This is a genomic window from Actinosynnema sp. NPDC050801 (genome assembly GCF_040673975.1).
In the GTDB taxonomy this organism is placed as follows: domain Bacteria; phylum Actinomycetota; class Actinomycetes; order Mycobacteriales; family Pseudonocardiaceae; genus Actinosynnema.
Genome location: NZ_JBFAQZ010000011.1, coordinates 267,183 through 288,304, shown reverse-complemented (window position 1 = coordinate 288,304; position 21,122 = coordinate 267,183). Strand labels below are relative to the sequence as shown.

The following is a 21,122-nucleotide window of genomic DNA, read 5'->3' as shown; positions in this document are numbered from 1 at the left end:
GGCGCTCGTCGTGAACCGGCGGGAACGGCTGCGCGAGGCGTTCACCAGCGGCCGGGGCGCGCACTGGCACCCCACCGACGCGCTGGTGCGCGGCCTGGCGCTGGGCATCGGCATGGTGGTGCTCGGCGGCCTGCTGCACCGGGTCGAACTGGTGCTGCTGGGCGCGCCGCTGCTGATCTCGACGCTGCTCGCCCTGGTCACACCGGTCGTGGGCACGCCGGAGGTGCGGGTGCGCGGCCTGCCCCGCACCGGCGAGGTCGGCGCGGCCAAGTCGGTGGTGGAGGTCGACCCCGGCCAGGGCGCCGAGGTGATGGCGATCCGGCTGCCCGGCATCGGCCAGGGCATCGGCCCGGTGCACCTGGTGGCCGCGACGGCGCGGGAGATCGAGGTCGTGCTGCGGCGTGACGCGTGGGGCGAGGGCGTCGACCTGCGGCCGGACCACCTGGTGGCGGGGCCGGACGCGCTGTTCGTGCACGGTCCGGTCACCGCGGCCGAACGCGGTCGGGTGATCCTGCCGCCGGTGGAGGCGCTGCCCGCCGGCCTGCTGCCCGCGCGCGCCGTGGGCCTGGTCGGCGCGCACCGGGCGCGGCGGCCGGGCGACTCGGTGGAGCTGCGCGACATCCGGGCGTTCCAGCCGGGCGACCGGCTGCGGCGGATCGACTGGCGGGTGTCGTTGCGGGCCAGCGCGATGGCCGGGTCCGCCGAGGGCACGAACCTGCACGTCCGCGAGCACCACGCGGAGGCGGACGCGGACGTGGTGCTGGCGTTGGACACGCGGCACGACGTCGGCGCGGAGCTGGGCGACTGGGCGTCGCCCGGGACGGCCACGACGGCGCGCACGCCCGGCCGGTCGCTCGGGGAGTGGTCGTTGGCGGCGCGCCGGACGACGGTGCGGCCGAAGGGCAGCCTGGACGTGGCCGTGCGGGCGGCGGCGTCGTTGGCGGCGGGGTACCTGCGGCAGGGCGACCGGGTGAGCCTGGTCGACCTCGGCCGGCCGCAGCTGGGCGCGCGGGCGGGCGCGGGGCGGCGGCAGCTGCTGCGGCTGCGCAACCAGCTCGTGGTGTGCGCGCGGTCGGCCGGGTGGGCGCAGCGGCCCGTGCTGCGGCCCGAGCAGGTGCCGCACGGCGCGCTGGTGGTGGTGCTGTCGCCGTTCCTGGACGCCGCGGTGGTGGAGCTGGCCGTGCACGCCGCGCGGCGGGGCAACCTCGTGCTGGCGGTGGACGTGCTGCCGTCGCCGTTGCGGGCCGACCGCGGGACGCCGTGGGGCGAGAGCGCGATGAAGGTGATCCGGTTGGAGCACGACGTGCGGCTGGAGGCTATGCGGCAGCACGGTGTGGCCGTGCTGCCGTGGGGCGCGTCGATCGCGGGCGTGCTGCGCGCGGCCCGGACCGGCAGGAGGCTGTCCCGGTGACGCGAACGTTGAACTCGGGGGTCCTGAACGTAGGACACGCGCGTTCCGAACGTAGGACACGCGCGAGAGTCCTACGTTCACACCGCGCGAGTCCTACGTTCGGAACGACCGTGTCTCACGTTCGCGTACCCCGAGTTCAACGCTCAGGAAGAGGTGGGCGGTGAGCACCGAGGCGGGCACCGAGGTCGGGACGGGGCTGCCGGCGTGGCTGCTGCGGGCGGCGATCGGGGTCGTGGCGGCCGGTGCGGCCGGCGTGCTGGCGGCCAACGGCGTGCAGTGGCCCGCGCTCGCGCTGTACGGGGCGCTGGTGCTGGCGGCGGTGGCGGTCCCGGCGTCCGCCGCGGTCGCGTTGATCATCGGCTACCCGGCGGCGGCGATGGTGTTCACCGGCGACGAGCCGTCGTGGCCGGGGATCTTCGCGCTGGTCGTGCTGCTGCACCTGCTGCACGTCCTGTCCGCCTACGCGGCGATCATCCCGATCGGGTCACGCGTTCACCTGAACGCGTTAAAGGCGCCCGCGAAGAGGTTCGCGATCGTGCAACTCTCCGTGCTCGTCCTGGGTGCCGTCGTCCTCCTGCTGCCGGGCGGCCGAACGGACGCGGCGGTCGAGGTCGTGGGCCTCGTCTGCGCCGTCGGGGTGGTGGTCGGAGTGGTGCTGCTGATGCGTCGGAAAGGCTGAGGAACGGGCACCGCCGCCTCAGCGCGAGCTGACCGTCTGGATCGTTCCTCTCAGCACGTTCACCACGATCCGCTGGTCAGCGGCGGCGTGTCGGCAATCACCCGGCGACCGTGGTCACAACGGGCCTGCTCGATGCGCCGGAAAGCCCCGCCCGGTGCGACCATGTGTGTATGGCTGCTGTGAAGTCGCAACCCACACGGATCGTGATTGTCGGCGGTGGGTACGTCGGCATGTACACCGCGCTGGGATTGCAGAAGAAGCTGCGTTCCGGCGAGGCGTCCGTCACGGTGATCGACCCCCAGCCGCACATGACCTACCAGCCGTTCCTGCCCGAGGCGGCGGCCGGCTCCATCGAGCCCCGCCACGTCGTGGTGCCCCTGCGCAAGGTCCTCAAGCGCTGCCACGTGGTCACCGGCCGCGCCACGCGGATCGAGCACGAGCGCAAGGCCGTCACGGTCGAACTCGCCGACGGCCACGTCGAGGAGTTCTCCTACGACGTGCTGGTCTCGGCGCTCGGCGCGATCTCGCGCACGCTGCCCATCCCGGGCCTGCCCGAGGTCGGCATCGGCATGAAGACCATCGGCGAGGCCATCTACCTGCGCAACCACGTGCTGTCGCGGCTCGACCAGGCCGCCAGCACCAACGACCCGGAACTGCGGCGCAGGCTGCTGAGCTTCGTGGTCATCGGCGGCGGCTTCGCGGGCATCGAGACGCTGGCGGAGCTGGAGGACATGGCCCGCTACGCGCTGCGCTACTACGAGGGCCTCCAGCAGTCCGACATGCACTGGGTGCTGGTCGAGGCCACCGGCCGGATCATGCCCGAGGTGAGCGCGCGGCTCGGCGTCTACACCGTCGAGCAGCTGGAGAAGCGCGGCATCAAGTGCTACCTCGACACGCGTGTGAAGAGCATGGAGGGCGGCCACGTCGTCCTGGACGACGGCACCGAGTTCGACTCGGACACCATCATCTGGACCGCGGGCATGAAGGCCAACCCGATGCTGCGCAACACCGACCTGCCGCTCGACGAGCGCGGCCGGGTCCGGTGCACCGCGGCGATGCAGGTCGTGGGCCTGCCGGGGGTCTGGGCGGCGGGTGACTGCTCGGCCGTGCCGGACCTCTCGCGCACCGAGGAGGACCCGACGGCGACCTGCGTGCCCAACGCGCAGCACGCCATCCGCCAGTCCAAGCTGCTGGCCAAGAACATCGTGGCCACGCTGCGCGGCAAGCAGGCCAAGGACTACGAGCACAAGTACCTCGGCTCGGTCGCGGGCCTCGGCCTGTACAAGGGCGTGGCCGACGTGTTCGGCCTGCGGTTCAAGGGCGTGGTCGCCTGGTTCATGCACCGCAGCTACCACGTCATGTTCATGCCCACGGTCAACCGCAAGTTCCGGGTGTTCGTGGACTGGACGCAGGCCCTGTTCTCGGGCCGCGAGGTCGTCGCCCTCGGCCAGATCCACGAGCCGAAGGCCGAGTTCGACCGCGCCACCAAGAGCTGACGCGAACGGCCCCGCGCACGCTGCACCGTTCGGTCGCGACGTGCGTGGGGCTGTTCAGAGCAGCGCTCGCACTTGAGCCCCCATACGGGCTAACGTACCGCCGGTCGCCTTGACATTGCGTAACGTGAACCCGAGAATACAGCTGGTGTATCGCCTGAATGTGTGATGCATCAGTGGGGAGAGAGGTGACCGCGATGTCTCTCGAGGAGCTGGCCGCACAGCTTCGCCGCGGTGAGATCGAGGATCGTGCGCTGGCGGAGTACTCCGCGGAGTACGCCACCGCCGAAAAGCGTTTTTGCAGCAAGAAAGACGACTGACCCATGACCGTCTCCGGGTGGGGGAACGAGACAGTTCCCCCACCCGAGGCCGTCAAGCCGGCGAAACCACCCCCGCTGCTGCTCCAGGGCCAGGACTACCTCTTCCGGTCGCAGCCGAAGTGCCTGGACTTCCAGGAGCAGGTGCACCGCCTCGGCATGGTGGACGAGGGCGACGGCAGCCCCGTGCCCTGCGTGCTGGTCCTCGCCCGGGCCGCCGACATGGAGATGAACGAGCTCTCCATCGCGCTCGCCGAACGCGGCATCCGGATGGCCCGCATCGACGCCGACCGCTCGGTCGACCTGCCGCTCACCGTCTACACCGACCAGCCGCTGCTGGAGCTCGACCGCTGGCTGCTGCGCCCGCTGCTGGTGTGGCGCAGGCACTTCGAGCTCTCCGCGCTGCCCCTGGAACCCGGCACGCTCGCCGGCGCCTACGCGGTGGACCAGTGGTCCGCGGTCGCCGACTGGCTGTCCAGCCGCGGCGACTGGGCGCACGTGAACCCGAGCCGCAACACCTCCCACCTCAACCGGCTCACCCAGCTCGCCGACGCCGCCGCGTTCGGCCTGCGCGTGCCGCGCACCACGGTCACCACCCGACCCGGTCGCACCCGGCCGGGCGGCGGGCGATGCATCGTCAAGACCTCCGGCCGCCACCTGCTCGAACCGCGCCCCGGCATGCAGCACGGCCTGTTCCCGCGCCCACTGGAGACCAGCCGGTCCGGTGACGTGCCCGAGTCCGCGCCGGTGATCGTGCAGGAGTACGTGCCCTCCGAGACCGAGCTGCGGGTGTTCGTGGTGGGCGAGCGGTGCCTGGCGTTCCAGGTCGACAAGCTCGACCCGGCGCAGCTGTGGGTGGACCCGGAGGCGGTCCGCGTCACGCCCGTCGACGTGCCGACCGCGCTGACCGACCGGCTGCTCGCGCTGGCCAGGCACTGGCGGTTGCAGGTGGCCGCGTTCGACCTGCTCGTCTCCGGCGGCGACCACGTGTTCCTGGAGGTCAACGTCAACTGCGACTGGCGGTGGTTCGAGCACCGGGCCGAGGACTCGCGGGTGTCGGACGCCGTGCACGACTGGGTGGCGGCGCGCTTCAAGGAGCTGCTGGGTGCGGGCAAAGGTCGCTGAGCACGCGACGCTGTTCTACTCCGACGGCGCCGTGGTGTGGGACGACTACCTCCACCACCGCCAGTTCGCGATGAGCGAGACCGCCGAGCTGCTGTGCCGCAAGTTCACCGAGTTCACCGACGTGGACGTGCTGCTCGCGCCGTTGGCCGAGGGTGACCGGGCCGCGCTGCGCAAGGTGTTCGACGAGCTGGTCGAGGCCGGTGTGCTGATCGTGGAGGGCTCGCCCGAGCACGAGGAGGAATGCCGGCTGCTGGCCGCGTGGCGGGAGTGGGGCACCTCGGCGCGGCACTTCCACTTCGCCAGCCGCACCCTCGCCGACGCGCCGTACCAGGCTTCGGAGGAGCACGACGCGGACCTGGACGCCAAGCTCACCGCCGAGCCGCCACCGGCGCCGTTCCGCAGCCTCGGTCGCACCGCGGTGCTGCTGCCGCGCCTGGACGGCACGTCGCGGTGGACCTCCGCCGGGCTGCTCGACGTGCTGCTGGCCCGCCGCACGACCCGCGAGTTCGGGTCGGGGTCCCTGTCGTTGACGCGGGTGGCCGAGCTGCTGGCGGTGCTGGGCGGCCCGTCGCCGGTGCGGTCGCGCATCGGGCGGTCCGGCACGGTGTTCAAGACCAGCCCGTCGGGCGGCGGCCGTCACCCGGTCGAGCTGTACGCGCACGTGGGCGTGGCCACCGCCGAAGGCGGTCGGACGGTCGAGGGACTCGAACCGGGCTGGTACCACTACGACGGGCTCGCGCACGCGCTGGAGCCCATCGGGGTGACGTGGGGGCCGGACGAGCTGACCGCCGCCGCCGGCGACCAGGACTGGGTCGGGCAGGCGCCGTTGGTCCTCGCGTACACCGGAGTACTCGAACGGACTAGATGGCGTTACGACACGTCACGTGCTTACCGTGTTGTGCAAATGGATGTGGGCCATCTGTCCCAAACGGCTTATCTGGTTGCAACGGCAATGGGTTTTGGTATCGGCTTCACCGCAGCATTGCGGGATGAGCTGGTCGAACAAGCACTCGGCTGTGACCCTTATCACGAAGTCGTACTCGGTCTGAGCGCCTTGGGTCCATTACCCGAATGAGCGCAATAGCGGATCGCATTGAGCCGTGCGGGGGACTTCTTCTGAACCGACCCCACGAACGCTCGGTAACGGCTTAGGCTCCCCGCTGCCCCCGTAGCCCAACCGGTAGAGGCAGGCTCCTTAAAAGAGTCACAGTACGGGTTCGAATCCCGTCGGGGGCACGTTCGGCGCCGGATTGACTTCACCCATCTGCCGGGTGATCGCAGAACGGTGCGTCGTGCCTGGTCACCGCCGAGTCACCCGATCGGACCTGCGAACACCGGTCCGGCCGCCGTGAACGGACGTTCCGCACTCACGGATCGCGTTGTCCGATCGGATGACCCGCGGCCTTTCACGCCTGACGCGTGCGCACCCATTCCGCGACGACCTGGTCCAGCACGGCCAGCGGCAGCGGTCCGCCGCCCAACACCACGTCGTGGAACTCGCGGATGTCGAAGCGGTCGCCCAACGCCTCTTCGGCCGCCGCCCGGACGCGCAGGATTTCGAGCCGGCCCACCATGTACGCCAGCGCCTGGCCCGGCGCGGCGATGTAGCGGTCGACCTCGTTCTCGATCTCGATCAACGCCAGCGGCGTGTTCTCGTGCAGGTACGCGACGGCCCGCGCGCGGCTCCACCCGTGCGCGTGCAGCCCGGTGTCCACCACGAGCCGCCCGGCGCGCATCGAGTCCATCGCGAGCATCCCCAGCCGCGCCACGTCGCCGGAGTACAGGCCCATCTCGTCGGCCAGCCGCTCGGTGTAGAGCCCCCAGCCCTCCAGGTACGCCGTGACGTTCGCGATCCGGCGCAGCATCGGCAGCTCGGTGAGCTGCTGGGCCAGGGTGATCTGGAAGTGGTGCCCCGGCACGGCCTCGTGGAACGCGATCGCCTCGGCCTGGTAGCGGAACCGCTCGCGCACGCGGTGGGTGTTGGCGTAGTAGGTGCCGGGTCGCGCCCCGTCCGGCGACGGCGGCGCGTAGTAGGCGATCGGCGCGCCCGGCGCGTCGGCCGCGGGCACCGGCTCGACGTGGCAGCGCTGCTCGGGCACCCGGCCGAACCAGCGCGGCGCGGCCTGCTCCGCCCTGGTCACGGCCTCGCGCGCGGCCGTGATCAGCTCGTCCTCGGTGTTCCAGCGCAGGTCGGGATCGGTGCGCATGCGCTCCAGCACCTCGGCCACGTCGGAGGTGCCGAACACCCGCTGCCCCAGCTCGGCGTACTCCCGCGCCAGGCCCGCCATCACGTCCAGCCCGGTCTGGTGCAGCTCCTCGGGCGTGCGGTCGGTCGTCGTCTGGGTGCGTGCCAGCGCCGCGTACATCGCCTCGCCGCCCGGCAGCGCGCACAGGCCGACCCGGTCGTCCGGACGGCCCCCGATGCCCGAGATCACGTCCCGGTAGGCGGCGAACGCCGGCCGCACCACGTCGGCCAGCAGGCGCTCCCGCTCGGCGTCGAACGCCTCGCCGCCGGTCGGACGGGCCAGCGGGTCCTCGTCGGCGGCCAGGTACCGGTCCAGGTGCGCCACGGCGGCGTCCACGAGGCGCTGGACCGGCGTGCGGCCCGCCACCGCGCCCGCGAGCTGCCGTTCGGCGACCCGGCGCAGGAAGTCCGGTACCGCGGCGAGCCGGTCCAGGTAGGCCCGCTCGGAGTCCGGTCCGGACAGCACGGTCGTCGGCATGATCGACAGCAGCTCGCCCGCGGGTGCGAAGAAGGAGTCGGTGATCGTGTACTCGACGCCGAGCGCGTCGAGCTGGTCCACGATCGCCTCGGCCTGCTGGACGACCACCGCGCGCGTCACCGGGTCGTCGTCCGCGGGCAGGGCGCGCGCCCGGTCGGCGATGTCCGCGGCCCGCGCCCGCGCGGCCTGCTCGGCCTCCGCTCGGTGATCGGCCAGCAGGTGGTCGTACCCCGGCACGCCGTAGATGGTCGCGCCCATCGGCGACTGCGTGAACATCAGGTCGAGCAGTTCGTCGGCCAACTCCGCCGTCGTGCCCATGCGCACCCCCTGGTCATCGTGGAACCAAGATGGTACTTAGCCTAAGAAACGATTTACACCCGGTCCAAATAGGCGAGCACGGCGAGCACCCGCCGGTTGTCGTCCTCGGACATCGGCAGGTCCAACTTGCCGAAGATGTTCGCGATGTGTTTGCCGACGGCTTTCTCGGTGACGAACAGCCGCCCGGCGATCGCGCCGTTGGAACGTCCCTCGGCCATCAGCGACAGCACTTCCCGCTCACGCGGCGTCAACGTGGTCAGCGGCTGGTCGCGCGCACCCCGGGCGAGCAGTTGGGTGATGACCTCGGGATCCATCGCGGTCCCACCCGCGGCGACCCGGCGAATGGCGTCCACGAACTGCTTCACGTCCGACACCCGGTCTTTCAGCAGGTAGCCCACGGCCCCGCCGCGGTCGGACAGCAGTTCGCGCGCGTACAGCTGCTCCACGTACTGGGAGAGGACCAGGATCGGCAGACCCGGCACCTGCTTGCGCGCCTCGATCGCGGCGCGCAAGCCCTCGTCGGTGAACGTCGGCGGCAGGCGCACGTCGACCACCGCCACGTCCGGGCGGTGGTCGACCAGTGCCTTCAGCAGGGCGGGACCGGAGTCGACCGCCTCCACCACGTCGAAGCCGTAGGCCTCCAGGAGCCGGATCAGGCCGTCCCGGAGGAGGACGAGGTCTTCACCGAGGACAACTCGCACGGCAGCTCCATGGTCACGATGGTCGGCCCGCCCACCGGGCTCGCGATGCCGAGTGTGCCGTCGAACGCGGCCAGCCGGCGCTCGATCCCGCGCAACCCACCGCCCTCGGTCGCCTCCGCGCCGCCGCGCCCGTCGTCGCCGATCATGAGCGACAGCCTGCCGCCCTCGTGCCGCACCCGGATCCACGCGCCGCCGGCACCGCTGTGCTTGGCCACGTTGGTCAACGTCTCGGCCACCGCGAAGTAGGCCGCTGACTCGACCGGCGCCTCCGGTCGCCCGTCCAGTTCCACGTCCACCTCCACCGGCAACGGGTGCGCCAGCGCCAACGCGCGCAACGCGCCGTCCAGCCCGCGGTCGGCCAGCACCGGCGGGTGGATGCCGCGCACCAGGTCGCGCAGCTCGGCCAACGCCTGCGTGGACGACTGGCGCGCCTCGGCCAGCAGCTCCTGCGCCGCCCGCGGGTCACGGGCCAGCAGCTCCTCGGCCATGCCCAGGCTCAGGCCGAGCGCGACCAGCCTGGCCTGCGCGCCGTCGTGCAGGTCCCGTTCGATCCGGCGCAGCTCGGCGGCCTGGGCGTCCACGGTGTCGGCCCGCGAGTCGGCCAGCACCCGCACCCGGTCGGTGAGGGCGGCGGTGGCGCTGGGCGCGAGCAGCCACTTGGCGACGGTCGCGTGCAGCCGGGCGGCGCGGGGCGTGGCCCACCACGCCAGCGCCAGGAAGGCGATGCCCAGCAGCGGGGCGAGCACGAAGTTGCCCGGGGTGTCGTGGTCGAGCAGGACGTACTCGACGTGCCCGTGGTCGAGCCAGATCAGCGGCACCACGAACCCCAGCACGCCGTTGATCCAGAACCCGGCCGGCAGCACGCCGCAGAGGATCCCGACGATCGCGTTGACCGGCAGGAACGCCAGGTCCCGCCACGTCGCCGGGTCGGTGACGACGGTGCGGACCCTGGTCATCGGGCCCCGGTTGGCGGGCAGCCGGTACGGCGTCGGGATCGGCACGTCCAGCACCCGCGCCGCCCACCAGCGGAAGAACCCGGTGTAGCGGCGGGCCAGCGCGGTGAACAGCAGCAGCAACGGCACGCCGACGGTCACCAGGATCAGCGGGTAGGTGTACAGCTGGAGCGGGATCAGCAGCAGCCCCGCCACGCACAGCGGCGTCCGGGCCAGGCCGAGCGCGGCCTGCGTCAGCCGGGTGCGGGCGGCGCGTACCAGGTCGTGGTCCGTCATGGCGCGGATTCTTCCGGCTGTCCACCGGTGAATCGGTGGGTTTAACCCCCCAATGCGCCTCAGATCGCGATCACCGTGCCGTCGGCGACGAGCTCGACGCCCGCCTCGGTGATCTTCGCGTGCTCCGGCGACGCCGGGTCGAGCACCGGGTTGGTGTTGTTCAGGTGGGTGTAGATCCGCCTGGTCGTCGGGTGACCCCGCAACTCCGGCAGGCTGTGCGCGATCGGCAGGTGCCCCATCGCGGCCTGGCCGCTCGGCCGGCCGGTGGCCGCGCCCATCTCCGACGGCGCGTAGAACGTGCCGTCCAGCAGCACCACGTCGGCCTCCGCCACCAGCGCGTCGAACCCGGCCGGCCAGGACGCCAGGCACGGCGCGTACAGCAGCACCCCGCCGGTGGCCGGGTCGCGGAACCGGTAGGCCACCACCCAGTGGCCCGCCACCGGCGAGTCGGCGGCGTAGCGGGGCCGCTTGCCGCTGACCGGGAACGCGGTGACCTCCAGGCCGCCCGCGAGCACGACCGGCTGCTCCGGCTCCACCTGCCGCCACGACCACTCGCCGTAGGTCTCCAGCACGGCGCGCGTGGGCGCGAGCGCGTGCAGCACGGTCGCGGGCGCGTGCACCCGCAGCCCGGGCGCGCCGCGCAGCACCGCCAGGCCCAGCGTGTGGTCCAGCTCGGCGTCGGTGAACAGCACGCCGCGCACCGGCGTCTGCCGCGGGCCGGGGCCCGGCGCGAGCGCGGGCGTGGCGGCGAGCTGGGCGCCGATGTCCGGCGAGGTGTTGACCAGCCACCACTGCGCGCCGTCCGCGCTGATCGCCAACGCGTCCTGGGTGCGCGCGGGCAGCTCACCGGCCCGCACCGCCCGGCACGGCCCGCACGCGCAGTTCCACTGCGGCACACCGCCACCGGCGGCCGTGCCGAGCACGACCGCCTTCACCGCACGACCGCCTTCACCGCGACCGCCTTGACCGCACGACCGCCTTCACCGCACGACCGCCCGGTGCTCCACGTCCGCCGGACCGCCCGCGAGGATCGCCTCGACCAGCCCGTGGTGCGGCGACAGCGTGCACACCGGGTCGGTCGCCGCCGCGTCACCGGTCAGCTGGAACGCCTGGCAGCGGCACCCGCCGAAGTCCAGCTCACGCCGTGCGCACGACCGGCACGGGTCGCGCATCCAGTCGAAGCCGCGGAAGGCGGTGAACGCGGGCGAGGTGTGCCAGATGTCGGCCAACGGCCGGTCCCGCACGTTCTCCACGCCCAACCCGTCGATCACGCCCGCCGCCGGGCACGGCAGCACGTCGCCGTTCGGCGCCACGGTCAGCTGCCGCGCCCCCCACCCGTGCATGCACGGCTTGGGGTGCGCCTCGTGGTAGTCGGCGATCACGTACACGATCTCCATCGCCGACCGCGCCTGCGCGGCCGCCACCACCTCGCCCGCCCGCGCCAACTGCTCGCGGGTGGGCAGCAGCGCCGCCCGGTTGCGCAGCGCCCACCCGTAGTACTGGGTGTTGGCCAGCTCCAGGCGGTCCGCGCCCATCCGCTCGGCCAGCGCGACGATGTCGCCCACGTGGTCGAGGTTGAGCCGGTGCAGCACCACGTTCACGGTCAGCGGCAGGCCCGCGCCCCGGATCGCCTCGGCGGCCCGCAGCTTGTGCTCGAACGCCCGCACCCCGGCGATCCGGTTCGCGCTGGCCTCGTGCGCGTCCTGCACGGACAGCTGCACGTGGTCGACACCGCGCAGGTCCGCCAGCCGGTCCGGGGTGAGCCCCAGCCCGCTGGTCACCAGGTTCACGTAGCAGCCGAGCCCCGCCGCGTGGTCGACCAGCTCCGGCAGGTCCTTGCGCGCCAACGGCTCGCCGCCGGACAGGTGCACCTGCAGCACGCCCAACGCGCGGGCCTGGTCGAACACCTGGCGCCACCGCGCGGTGTCCAGCTCGTCGCCGCGGCCGACCAGGTCGACGGGGTTGGAGCAGTACCCGCACCGCAGCGGGCACCGGTGGGTCAGCTCGGCGAGCAGGCCGAACGGCGCGTCCGCCCGGGGTGCCTCACCCATCGACGTCCACCACCCTCCGCGCCACGAGCCGTTCGACGAGCTCGGCCACGTCGTCCGGCTCGACGCCCTCGAACTGCTCGGCCAGCCGCAGGGCGATGCCCTCGACGGACCTGAGCCCGTCGCACAGCCCGACCACCGCGGCCGCCGTCTCGTTGAGCACCAGCACGCCCTCCGGGAACAGCACCACGTGGCTGGCGCGGGTCTCGTCGTAGGTGGTCTTCACACCCCGGCGCAGGCGCGGCACCGCGCTCAGGGCCGTCACGCGCGGGCCGGTCATGAGTAGTAGTCCACGGCGTCGAGCAGCGCCCGCAGCACGTCGCACTTGAACGCGAGCGCGGCGACCGCCGCCTCCTGCTGCTCGCGCGTGCGGCAGTTGCGCACCACGATGTCCAAAGTGGACCTCCCTTCGTCGGCGATCACCTGGAGCCTGGTGGTGAAGTAGGTGAAGCCCTCCTCGGCGATCCACGGGTAGGCCTCGCGCATGTCCACCAGCCGGCGCGCCATCAGGCCGCGGGAGAACATCTCGGTCAGCCCGGACGCCACCGCCTCCACCCAAGGCCGGGTGCGGGCGAACGTCACGTAGGCGTCCACCGCGAACCGCGTGCCGGGCAGCACGTGCCGCTCGTCCAGCACCTCCTCGCGGGTCAGCCCGACCGCCTCGGCCAGGCGCAGCCAGTTCTCCGCGCCGCCCTCGCCCGGCCCGCTGCCGTCGTGCCAGACGATCCGCTCCCGCCACACCCGCCGCACCTCCACGTCCGGGCAGTTGGCCAGGATCGCGGCGTCCTTGCGGGGTATCGCCCGCTGGTAGTACCAGCGGTTGGCGGCCCACAGCTGCAGCTCGTGCTTGCTCAGCCGGCCCTCGTGCAGCCGGAGGTGGAACGGGTGGCGGTCCCAGTAGCGGGATGACAGGGCGCGCAGGCGCGCGGTGAACTCGGACGGGGTCAACGTCACGGGTTCCGACACCTCGGGACGAGGCATCCCGGGGTCGGACATCCCGAGGTCGGGCATCCCAAGGTCGGGCATCCCAAGGTCGGACATCTCGGCGTCGGGCACGACGGGCAGGCACCTCTCGGTCCGCGGCGGCGCGCCCCTCGCGGCACCGGCCGCCAGGGGCGCGGCCGGTGGCTAGCCGCGAGCCGCGTAGGCGGTGACTTCCATCGGGGTGTCGACGTCCCGGAAATCGGGCTTGACCCAGGGGCGCTTCTCGGGCTCGGTGGTCATGCGCTACTCCTCGGATGTCGGTGCTTCTCCGTGGGGCGGCGGTAACCCACCGTAGAGCCTCCGGCGGCTACCGCGCTAGTTGCGGGCGGCGGGCATGCGTCTCAACTGCTCCAGCACCACCGGGTCCTGCAACTGCATCCACTGGATCACCTCCGTGTAGGTGGCGCACACCGTCTCGGGCTTGACGCACACCTCGCCCAGGAACCCCTCGACGGCCTGGCTGAACGCGCCGCCCGCCCACTCGTTGAAGTGGTTGCCGATCACGATCGGCGCGCGGTTGCCGTTGACCGCCGCCTGGTACACCGACCGGTAGGTGTCCAGCACGATCCGCGTGTAGTCGGCGGCCTTGTCGGGCTCGTCCTTGGCGCCGTTGAGCGCGTACCAGAGGTTGAAGTCCATCATCACGACCTGCTTGCCCAGGGCGGGCACGCGGACCTCGGGCATGGGGAACTCCCACATCCCGTCCTGCACCGACGGCCACACCACGCCCAGGCTCACGTGGCTGGTGTCGTAGGCCAGGCCGTGCCCGCGCATCGCCGGGAACGCCTGCCCCCAGTCGCCCTCCAGGCACGGCGTGCGCCCACCGCGCACGGTCGCCGGGTCCAGCTTGAACCCCTGCCGCCTGGCGTTCTCCACGATCGCGAAGAACTGGTCCAGCTCCCGGTTCCACTGGTCGGTGTTCCAGGTGCCCACGTTCGGCTCGTCGCCGACGCAGAAGTGCCCGTTGTAGTGGGTGCCGATCTCGTGCCCGGCGGCGATGGCGGCGTTGAGGTAGTCGATGCGCAGCGCCACGTCCGCGCGGCTGCCGCCGAAGCCGATGGAGGACAGGCCCCGCGGGTGGCCGGGACCGGTGTAGGTGGCGGCGTCCTCGTCGGCCACCAGGTACACGCCCGACAGCAGGCCGGTGACGTGCGCGTTCACCTGCCGGGCCAGCGGCATGATCCGGTCCCAGTGCGGCTTGGACGCCGCGCCGTCGAACGAGAACAGCACGAACTGCGGCGGCTTCTCGCCCGGCTGCATGCGCCGCATCCACGACGGCGGCGATGCCGCGGCGGGCACGGTCGGCGCGGGGACGGTGCTCGTGCTGCCGGTCGTGCGCGGCGCCATCGGCAGCGGTGTGGCCACGTCGCCCACGTCGTACCCGGGTCTGGGCTCACGGGCTCCCAGCACGGCCAGCACCACCAGGGTCAGTGCCAACGCGACGCCCGTGCTCAGCCAGCCCCATCGCTTCACAACAACAGGACGACGCGACGTAGTCGGAGGTTGCCTCTTCGTGACGTGACCGCGGCCCGCCGCCGCGACAGCGCACGATCGGACCAACGCCCGACCGGGCCGGCGGACCGGGCCGGCGGGCAGGATCAGGGCACGGGCGTGGCGATCACGACCTGGTTCTCCTCGTACCCGGTGGCGCCGCCGACCCAGCGCCCGCCGCACGTCACCAGCACCAGCCGGTGCTCGCCGCGCGGACCGAACAGCTCGACCGCCCGGGTGGGCAGCGCGTCCTTGCGCACCGTCTCGACCCGGCTGACCCGGAACGAGAACGTCCGACCCGCCGTGTCGACCACCGTCACGCCCTGGCCGACCGCCGCGCGCCACAGCTCGTCGAACGGCCCGGTCACGCCCTTCCAGTTCACGTGCCCGGCCAGCACGGTCGCGCCCTCGGCCGCGCCCAGGTCGACGCCCCACCACGTCGCCTCGCCGACGCCCTCGGGGACCGGCAGCACGCCGTCGGCGGTCACCTCCTCGCGCACCAGCGTGGCCAACCCGCCCTCGGGCAGCCGCACCGTCCCCGGCTGCTGCTTGGGCGGCTCGGCGGGAGGCGGGGGCGGGGCGGGCGTGGTGGTCGTCGTCGTCGGCGCAGCGGTCGGGAGCCGCACGCCGGCCGGCATACCGGCCAGGTCCACACCCCGACCGGAGCGCGCGCTGTCACCCAACGGATGCGGCACCGCGGCGTCGGCGGGCGCCGCGCGGCCCGCCGCCACGACGTCCGGCGACCGGGTGGCGACCAGCGCGGCGGAGGCGAGCAGAGCCGCCACCGCCGCGCCGGTCAACAGGGCCTTCACCGCGGCGGGTCCCATCGGCGAGGACCTCACCGGCGGGCGGTCGCCCGTCGCCGCACCAGCAGCCCGGCGAACGCCGCGCCGAGCAGCACGACACCGCCGAACCCGACCAGGGCGCCGGTCGACAGCCGCGTGGTGTACGCCGCCTTGGCGACCACCCCGGCGCCCTCGGAGCCGGCGTGGATCGTGATGGGCACGACCGGTTTGTCCGGTTTGTTGGTCAACGCGAGCGCCAACGTCTGCCCGGCCGCGACGGTTCCGCAGACCTTGGGCGGCGCGTTGGGGTCGAAGAACTCCTCGTAACCCTTGGCCGGGGCGACCTCGATCACGCAGATCTCCTGCGGGGTGCGCAGGTCGGGCACCTCCACCGTGCCGTCCGCGGTGGTCTGGAGCACGATCGGCGTGCCCTCGGGGCCGGCCAGCGCGGAGTCGTCCTGCCGCTTGGCGGGCGACGTGCCGTCGGGCGCGGTCACCTTCAGCGCCACACCCGCGATCGCCTTGCCGCTCTCCGCGTCGGTCTTGCCGACCTTCACCGCGCCGGGCGCGGTCTTCGCGGTGGTCGACGCGTTCGCGGTCAGCTTCTTCTCGCCGCCGGTGGTGACGATCCGCTGCATGTTGTCGTCGGCCGGGATGTGCACCTTCGGCCGGTCGGCCGGGCTGTCCAGCCGCACCGTGACCGACGGGTTCGGCCCGGTCGGCACCACCTGCACGGCCAGCGCCTTGCCGTCGGTCGGGGTGGCCAGCTCGCCCGTCGCCGCGCCGGTCTCCAGCGTCGCGTCGGCCAGCTCCACCGTGACGGGGGCGCCGGCCACCTGACCGCCGCCGGTCTTGGTGATGTCCACCACCCACGTGTCCGGCGTGCCGATGATCTGCTCCTCCTGCGGAGCGCTCACCTTGGCCGTCCACGGCCCGCGGTTGGCCGCCGCCTCGGCCTCCAGCCGGCCGACCGCCTGCTGGGCCTGGCCGAAGCGCCCGAGCTGCTGGAAGTGGAAGTCGGCGTTGTAGGCGATGTGCTTGTAGTCGCTGTTCGGGTCGAGCGAGATGCCCTTGCCCGGGTCCTCGTACGCGGTCCACGTGTGCAGCAGGTGCGCCAGCGCCGCCGACTCGTCGGCCGACTGGGTGTTGGCGTACCTCAACAAGAGGTAGGAGATGGAGCCCGCGACGTCGTCGGCCAGCCGCGCGCCGCCCTTGGAGAGCAGCTCGTCGCCTTCCTTGTACTCCACGTTGCCGTCCGGTGCGAGCAGCGAGTACTGCACGCACCACACCTGCTGGCCACGCCACTTGTAGGAACCCAGCCAGTCGCCGCCCGCCGGTTTGCCCCGGTAGCCCTGCGCGTCGGTCTCGTGTCCGGCGCCCCTCTCCACCGCGGGCTGGGCCCCGCCGGTGGCGGGCACGGCGAGCAGGGCCAGACCGGCCGCGAGCACCGCGCCGGCGAGTCGTCTCCACACCATGATGTCCTGAACCCCTCAGGGCGAGCCGGTGGGCGTCGCCGGTCGGTGGGAACTGCCGTCGTCGAGCCTTACGGTGATGAGATCACGTCGGCAAGCCTCCGCAGGGGTGGAATGCCGACTACGCTCCGCAGCGCGGGCCGTGGATCCGAGATCGACAGCCCGAGTAAAGTCGCTTTTACCCGGACGGGAACCGATCGACTCGTGTGGTCGTTGAACCCCGTGACGGCGTCAGCACGCCACAGGAGGACGAGGTGCGTACCACCAGCAACCCCGCGTTCCGCAACCTGCCGACCGGCGGCGGTAGCGGTAACTACGCAGGCTTCGGCCAGCCCTACGAGGCGCAGCAGCAAGGCGGCTACCAGGCAGCGCCGCCGACCACCGGCGAGCGCCCCATCACGATCGACGACGTGGTCACCAAGACCGCCACGACGCTCGGCGTCGCCCTGGTCACCGGGTTCATCTCCGCGTGGCTGGTGCTGACCGGGCAGGTCGCGCCGTTCGCGCTGGCGGTCCCGGGCATGATCATCGGCCTGGTCCTGGCCCTGATCATCATCTTCAAGCGCACGCCGAGCGGGCCGATGGTGCTCGCGTACTCGGCGGCCGAGGGCGTGTTCCTCGGCGCCATCACCGGCGTGTTCGAGTCGATCTTCCCGGGCATCGCCTGGCAGGCGATCCTGGGCACGTTCGGCGTGTTCGGCGCCATGCTCGTGGTCTACAAGACGGGTGCGATCCGCGTCACGCCGCGCCTGACCAAGTGGATCATCGGCGCGACCGTCGGCGTGGTCGTGCTCATGCTGGGCAACCTGGTCATGGGCATGTTCGGCGTGAACATGGGCCTGCGCGACGGCGGCACCCTGGCGATCATCTTCAGCCTGGTCGTGATCGGCATCGCGGCGTTCAGCTTCCTGCTGGACTTCGAGGCCGCCAACGAGATGATCCGGGGCGCGCTGCCGGCCAAGTACGCCTGGCTCGCCGCGTTCGGCCTGATGACCACGCTCGTCTGGCTGTACCTGGAGATCCTGCGCCTGCTGTCGTACTTCCAGAACGACTAGCAGCACCCGCAACCGCGAAGGGCGCCCCGGCTCCGCCAGGGCGCCCTTCGCGCGTGTCCTACCTCCAGAACGCGCGTGTCCTACGTTCGCGTCGCGCGTGTCCTACGTTCAGAACGCGCGTGTCCTACCTTCGGAACGCGCGAGTCGTACGTTCGCGTCGCGCGAGTCCTACGTCCAGGACCCCCGAGTTCAACGCTCAGGACGCGTCCGGCCGGTCGTCAGTCGCGCCAGCCGCGGTCCTCGTCCATGGCCGAACCCACCCGGACCAGGCACGGCACGCACAGCGCCCCGCTCGGCGACCGGACCACCAGGTCCGGCGGCACCGAGTGGGCGCAGGCCGCCTCGAAGTACGCCTCCGAGGCCTGCGCCACGGAAAAGGCGTGGCACAGCCGGTCGTAACCGCTGTGCCACCACACGTACGGCATCGTCACCCGACCTCCCCTTACTCAAGGGTAGGACGCCGGGTAACAGTCAACGTGACGCGGTTCAGCTCAGTCGTTCGATGACCATCGCCATGCCCTGGCCACCGCCGACGCACATGGTCTCCAGGCCGAACTGCTTGTCGTGGAACTGCAGCGAGTTGATCAACGTCGTGGTGATCCGCGCACCGGTCATCCCGAACGGGTGACCCACGGCGATCGCGCCGCCGTTGACGTTGAGCCGGTCCAGGTCGATCCCCAGGTCCCGGTACGACGGGATGACCTGCGCCGCGAACGCCTCGTTGATCTCCACCAGGTCGATGTCCGAGATCGACATCCCGGCCAGCGCCAACGCCCGCCGCGACGCCTCGACCGGCCCGAGCCCCATGATCTCCGGCGACAACCCGGACACACCGGTCGACACGACCCGCGCCAACGGCGTGATGCCCAGCTCCTTCGCCTTCACGTCGCTCATGACCACCAGCGCCGCCGCGCCGTCGTTCAACGGGCAGCAGTTGCCCGCGGTGACCCGCCCGTCCGGCCGGAACACCGGCTTGAGCCCCGACACGCCCTCGACCGTCACGCCCGGCCGCGGGCCGTCGTCGGCCGACACGACCGTGCCGTCCGGCAGCGTCACGGGCGTGATCTCGCGCGCCCAGAACCCGTTGGCGATGGCCTTCTCGGCGAGGTTCTGCGACCGCACGCCGAACTCGTCCATCTCCTGCCGCGACACGCCCTTGGTCAACGCCAGGTTCTCCGCCGTCTGGCCCATGGCGATGTAGATGTCGGGCACCTGCCCGTTCACCCGCGGGTCGACCCACTCCGACGCGCCGGACTGCGCCACGGCGGCCGTGCGCGCCTCGGCGTCGGCGAAGACCGGGTTGTGCGTGCCCGGCCACGAGTCGGACGACCCGCGGGCGAAGCTCGACACCGTCTCCACGCCGGCGCTGATGAACACGTCGCCCTCGCCCGCCTTGATGGCGTGCAGCGCCATCCGGGTCGTCTGCACGCTCGACGCGCAGTAACGGGTCACCGTGGTGCCGGGCAGGCTGTCGTACCCCGCCAGCACGGACACCACGCGGCCCAGGTTGAAGCCCTGCTCGCCGCCGGGCAGCCCGCAGCCGAGCATGAGGTCGTCGATGTCGTTCGGGTCGAGCTGCGGCACCTTCGCCAGCGCGGCCTTGAGGACCTGCACGGTCAGGTCGTCGGCGCGCATGTCCTTGAGCGAGCCCTTGCCCGCGCGCCCGATGGGCGACCGGGCGGCGGAGACGATCACGGCCTCAGGCATTACGGAACTCCTTTGTTTCGCCGCAACGAGTGACGTGAAGCCTAGTTAACGCGCGTTCAGCGCGGCCACCACTCGTGACGAACGACGCCGATCTCCCGACGTCCGTCGTCCACCGGGCCGGCGGCCCCACCACCGATATACGCTCAGCGGGTCATCTCAAGAAGTGGAAGGTCCGTCGTGGAGTACGTCGAGAGCGTCGTCGACCTGGTCGGCAACACGCCGCTGGTGAAGCTCAACGCGGTGGCCGAGGGCCTCCGACCGCTCATCCTGGCCAAGGTCGAGTACCTCAACCCCGGCGGCAGCGTGAAGGACCGCATCGCGCTGCGCATGGTCGAGGCGGCGGAGCGCAGCGGCGAGCTCAAGCCCGGCGGCACGATCGTCGAGCCCACGTCGGGCAACACCGGTGTCGGCCTGGCGCTCGTGGCCCAGCGCAGGGGTTACAAGTGTGTCTTCGTCTGCCCGGACAAGGTCAGCGTGGACAAGCGCAACGTGCTCAAGGCCTACGGCGCCGAGGTGGTGGTGTGCCCGACCGCCGTCGCGCCCGAGCACCCCGACTCCTACTACAACGTCTCCGACCGCCTGGTCGCCGAGATCCCCGGCGCGTGGAAGCCCAACCAGTACGCCAACCCGGAGAACCCGGCCAGCCACTACCACGGCACCGGCCCGGAGGTGTGGCGGCAGACTGAGGGCCGCGTCACCCACTTCGTCGCGGGCGTCGGCACCGGCGGCACCATCTCCGGCACCGGCAAGTACCTCAAGGAGGTCTCCGGGGGCCGCGTGAAGATCATCGGCGCGGACCCGGAGGGCTCGGTCTACTCCGGCGGCACCGGACGGCCCTACCTGGTGGAGGGCGTCGGCGAGGACTTCTGGCCGGACGCCTACGACCGCGACGTGTGCGACGAGATCGTCGCGGTGACCGACGGCGACTCGTTCGAGCTCACCCGGCGACTGGCCCGCGAGGAGGGCTTGCTCGTCGGCGGCTCGTGCGGCATGGCGGTCGCGGCGGCGCTGCGGGTGGCCGAGAGCGCGGGCCCGGACGACGTGATCGTGGTGCTGCTGCCCGACGGCGGGCGCGGTTACCTGGGCAGCGTGTTCAACGACAAGTGGATGGCCCAGTACGGCTTCCTGTCGCCCGACACGTCCGGCGCGACGGTCGGCGACGTGCTGCGGCGCAAGGACGGCACGATGCCCGACCTGGTGCACGGCCATCCCAACGAGACGGTCGCCGAGGCGGTCGCGATCATGCGCGAGTACGGCGTCTCCCAGATGCCCGTCGTCAACGCCGAGCCGCCGGTGATGGCGGCCGAGGTCTCGGGCGCGGTCAACGAGCGCGACCTGCTCGACGCGCTGTTCACCGGCAAGGCGCAGCTGACCGACCGGCTGGACAAGCACATGTCGTTGAAGCTGCCCACGATCGGCGCGGGCGAGTCGATCAGCTCCGCCATGGCCGCACTGTCCTCAGCGGACGGTGCGCTGGTGCTGGAGGACGGCAAGCCGGCCGGAGTGGTCACCCGGCAGGACATCCTGGGTTTCCTCGCCGGCCGCTGATCGACCCCCGGCCGGTCGCCGAACCGTCCCGGCCCG

General features: G+C 72.1%; 21 protein-coding genes and 1 tRNA gene. 9 read left to right on the top strand and 13 right to left on the bottom strand.

Features of this window, described 5'->3' with window-relative positions; genetic code table 11:
- Nucleotides 1-10 precede the first annotated feature (10 nt).
- From AB0K14_RS25145 to AB0K14_RS25115, 7 genes are all read left to right on the top strand, one after another.
- On the top strand, nucleotides 11-1,411 hold the full coding sequence (locus AB0K14_RS25145; RefSeq protein ID WP_360453347.1) for a DUF58 domain-containing protein: 1,401 nt from the start codon (nucleotides 11-13) through the stop codon (nucleotides 1,409-1,411).
- Between the two features lie 160 nt (nucleotides 1,412-1,571).
- Nucleotides 1,572-2,090, top strand: coding sequence for a hypothetical protein (locus AB0K14_RS25140; protein WP_360453350.1), 519 nt, complete (start codon nucleotides 1,572-1,574; stop codon nucleotides 2,088-2,090).
- A 170-nt stretch (nucleotides 2,091-2,260) separates the two neighbouring features.
- A complete protein-coding gene (locus AB0K14_RS25135; RefSeq protein ID WP_360453353.1) occupies nucleotides 2,261-3,586 on the top strand; it encodes an NAD(P)/FAD-dependent oxidoreductase in 1,326 nt (441 codons plus the stop codon).
- Between the two features lie 194 nt (nucleotides 3,587-3,780).
- The gene (locus AB0K14_RS25130; RefSeq protein ID WP_267935188.1) at nucleotides 3,781-3,903 is read left to right on the top strand and encodes a hypothetical protein; all 123 of its coding nucleotides are present in this window, start codon (nucleotides 3,781-3,783) and stop codon (nucleotides 3,901-3,903) included.
- 3 nt (nucleotides 3,904-3,906) lie between these two features.
- Nucleotides 3,907-5,025: a hypothetical protein gene (locus AB0K14_RS25125; RefSeq protein ID WP_360453356.1), complete on the top strand. Its 1,119-nt coding sequence runs from the start codon at nucleotides 3,907-3,909 to the stop codon at nucleotides 5,023-5,025.
- Nucleotides 5,006-6,100, top strand: a complete 1,095-nt coding sequence (locus AB0K14_RS25120) for a SagB family peptide dehydrogenase (protein ID WP_360453359.1) — start codon at nucleotides 5,006-5,008, stop codon at nucleotides 6,098-6,100. Before AB0K14_RS25125 ends, AB0K14_RS25120 begins: the two co-directional genes overlap by 20 nt.
- 87 nt (nucleotides 6,101-6,187) lie before the next feature.
- Nucleotides 6,188-6,261 (top strand) — tRNA-Leu (locus tag AB0K14_RS25115).
- A 170-nt stretch (nucleotides 6,262-6,431) separates the two neighbouring features.
- On the opposite strand, the gene AB0K14_RS25110 is transcribed toward AB0K14_RS25115, so the two are convergent.
- From AB0K14_RS25110 to AB0K14_RS25060, 11 genes are all read right to left on the bottom strand, one after another.
- A complete protein-coding gene (locus AB0K14_RS25110; protein ID WP_360453362.1) occupies nucleotides 6,432-8,066 on the bottom strand; it encodes a DUF885 domain-containing protein in 1,635 nt (544 codons plus the stop codon).
- A gap of 53 nt (nucleotides 8,067-8,119) precedes the next feature.
- Nucleotides 8,120-8,767 (bottom strand): response regulator transcription factor, encoded by a 648-nt coding sequence (locus AB0K14_RS25105; protein WP_360453365.1) that lies wholly within the window; start codon nucleotides 8,765-8,767, stop codon nucleotides 8,120-8,122.
- Nucleotides 8,719-9,996 (bottom strand): sensor domain-containing protein, encoded by a 1,278-nt coding sequence (locus tag AB0K14_RS25100; protein WP_360453367.1) that lies wholly within the window; start codon nucleotides 9,994-9,996, stop codon nucleotides 8,719-8,721. Before AB0K14_RS25100 ends, AB0K14_RS25105 begins: the two co-directional genes overlap by 49 nt.
- A gap of 59 nt (nucleotides 9,997-10,055) precedes the next feature.
- Nucleotides 10,056-10,931 carry a pyrroloquinoline quinone biosynthesis protein PqqB gene (gene pqqB, locus AB0K14_RS25095; RefSeq protein ID WP_360453370.1) on the bottom strand — a complete coding sequence of 292 codons (876 nt, stop codon included), beginning with the start codon at nucleotides 10,929-10,931 and terminating at the stop codon, nucleotides 10,056-10,058.
- Nucleotides 10,932-10,976: 45 nt separating this feature from the next.
- Nucleotides 10,977-12,047, bottom strand: a complete 1,071-nt coding sequence (gene pqqE / locus AB0K14_RS25090) for a pyrroloquinoline quinone biosynthesis protein PqqE (RefSeq protein ID WP_360453373.1) — start codon at nucleotides 12,045-12,047, stop codon at nucleotides 10,977-10,979.
- The gene (pqqD, locus tag AB0K14_RS25085) at nucleotides 12,040-12,324 is read right to left on the bottom strand and encodes a pyrroloquinoline quinone biosynthesis peptide chaperone PqqD (protein ID WP_360453376.1); all 285 of its coding nucleotides are present in this window, start codon (nucleotides 12,322-12,324) and stop codon (nucleotides 12,040-12,042) included. Before pqqD ends, pqqE begins: the two co-directional genes overlap by 8 nt.
- Nucleotides 12,321-13,025, bottom strand: a complete 705-nt coding sequence (pqqC, locus tag AB0K14_RS25080; RefSeq protein WP_360453826.1) for a pyrroloquinoline-quinone synthase PqqC — start codon at nucleotides 13,023-13,025, stop codon at nucleotides 12,321-12,323. Before pqqC ends, pqqD begins: the two co-directional genes overlap by 4 nt.
- 147 nt (nucleotides 13,026-13,172) lie before the next feature.
- Nucleotides 13,173-13,268: a pyrroloquinoline quinone precursor peptide PqqA gene (gene pqqA, locus AB0K14_RS25075; protein ID WP_360453379.1), complete on the bottom strand. Its 96-nt coding sequence runs from the start codon at nucleotides 13,266-13,268 to the stop codon at nucleotides 13,173-13,175.
- A gap of 75 nt (nucleotides 13,269-13,343) precedes the next feature.
- Entirely contained in the window at nucleotides 13,344-14,501 is a 1,158-nt protein-coding gene (locus tag AB0K14_RS25070) for a polysaccharide deacetylase (RefSeq protein ID WP_360453382.1), read from the bottom strand.
- A 125-nt stretch (nucleotides 14,502-14,626) separates the two neighbouring features.
- Entirely contained in the window at nucleotides 14,627-15,346 is a 720-nt protein-coding gene (locus tag AB0K14_RS25065; RefSeq protein WP_360453385.1) for a class F sortase, read from the bottom strand.
- Nucleotides 15,347-15,357: 11 nt separating this feature from the next.
- A complete protein-coding gene (locus tag AB0K14_RS25060) occupies nucleotides 15,358-16,779 on the bottom strand; it encodes a hypothetical protein (RefSeq protein WP_360453388.1) in 1,422 nt (473 codons plus the stop codon).
- A 251-nt stretch (nucleotides 16,780-17,030) separates the two neighbouring features.
- Between AB0K14_RS25060 and AB0K14_RS25055 the strand changes: the two genes are divergently transcribed.
- Nucleotides 17,031-17,831, top strand: a complete 801-nt coding sequence (locus AB0K14_RS25055; protein ID WP_360453391.1) for a Bax inhibitor-1/YccA family protein — start codon at nucleotides 17,031-17,033, stop codon at nucleotides 17,829-17,831.
- A gap of 218 nt (nucleotides 17,832-18,049) precedes the next feature.
- Here the strand turns inward: AB0K14_RS25055 and AB0K14_RS25050 are convergent, their stop codons facing one another.
- Complete coding sequence (locus tag AB0K14_RS25050) at nucleotides 18,050-18,262, bottom strand: hypothetical protein (RefSeq protein ID WP_360453394.1); 213 nt, start codon at nucleotides 18,260-18,262, stop codon at nucleotides 18,050-18,052.
- Nucleotides 18,263-18,317: 55 nt separating this feature from the next.
- Nucleotides 18,318-19,538 carry an acetyl-CoA C-acetyltransferase gene (locus tag AB0K14_RS25045; RefSeq protein WP_360453397.1) on the bottom strand — a complete coding sequence of 407 codons (1,221 nt, stop codon included), beginning with the start codon at nucleotides 19,536-19,538 and terminating at the stop codon, nucleotides 18,318-18,320.
- A gap of 177 nt (nucleotides 19,539-19,715) precedes the next feature.
- On the opposite strand from AB0K14_RS25045, the gene AB0K14_RS25040 reads away from it, so the two are divergent.
- Complete coding sequence (locus AB0K14_RS25040; protein ID WP_360453400.1) at nucleotides 19,716-21,086, top strand: cystathionine beta-synthase; 1,371 nt, start codon at nucleotides 19,716-19,718, stop codon at nucleotides 21,084-21,086.
- The last annotated feature ends 36 nt before the right edge of the window (nucleotides 21,087-21,122 follow it).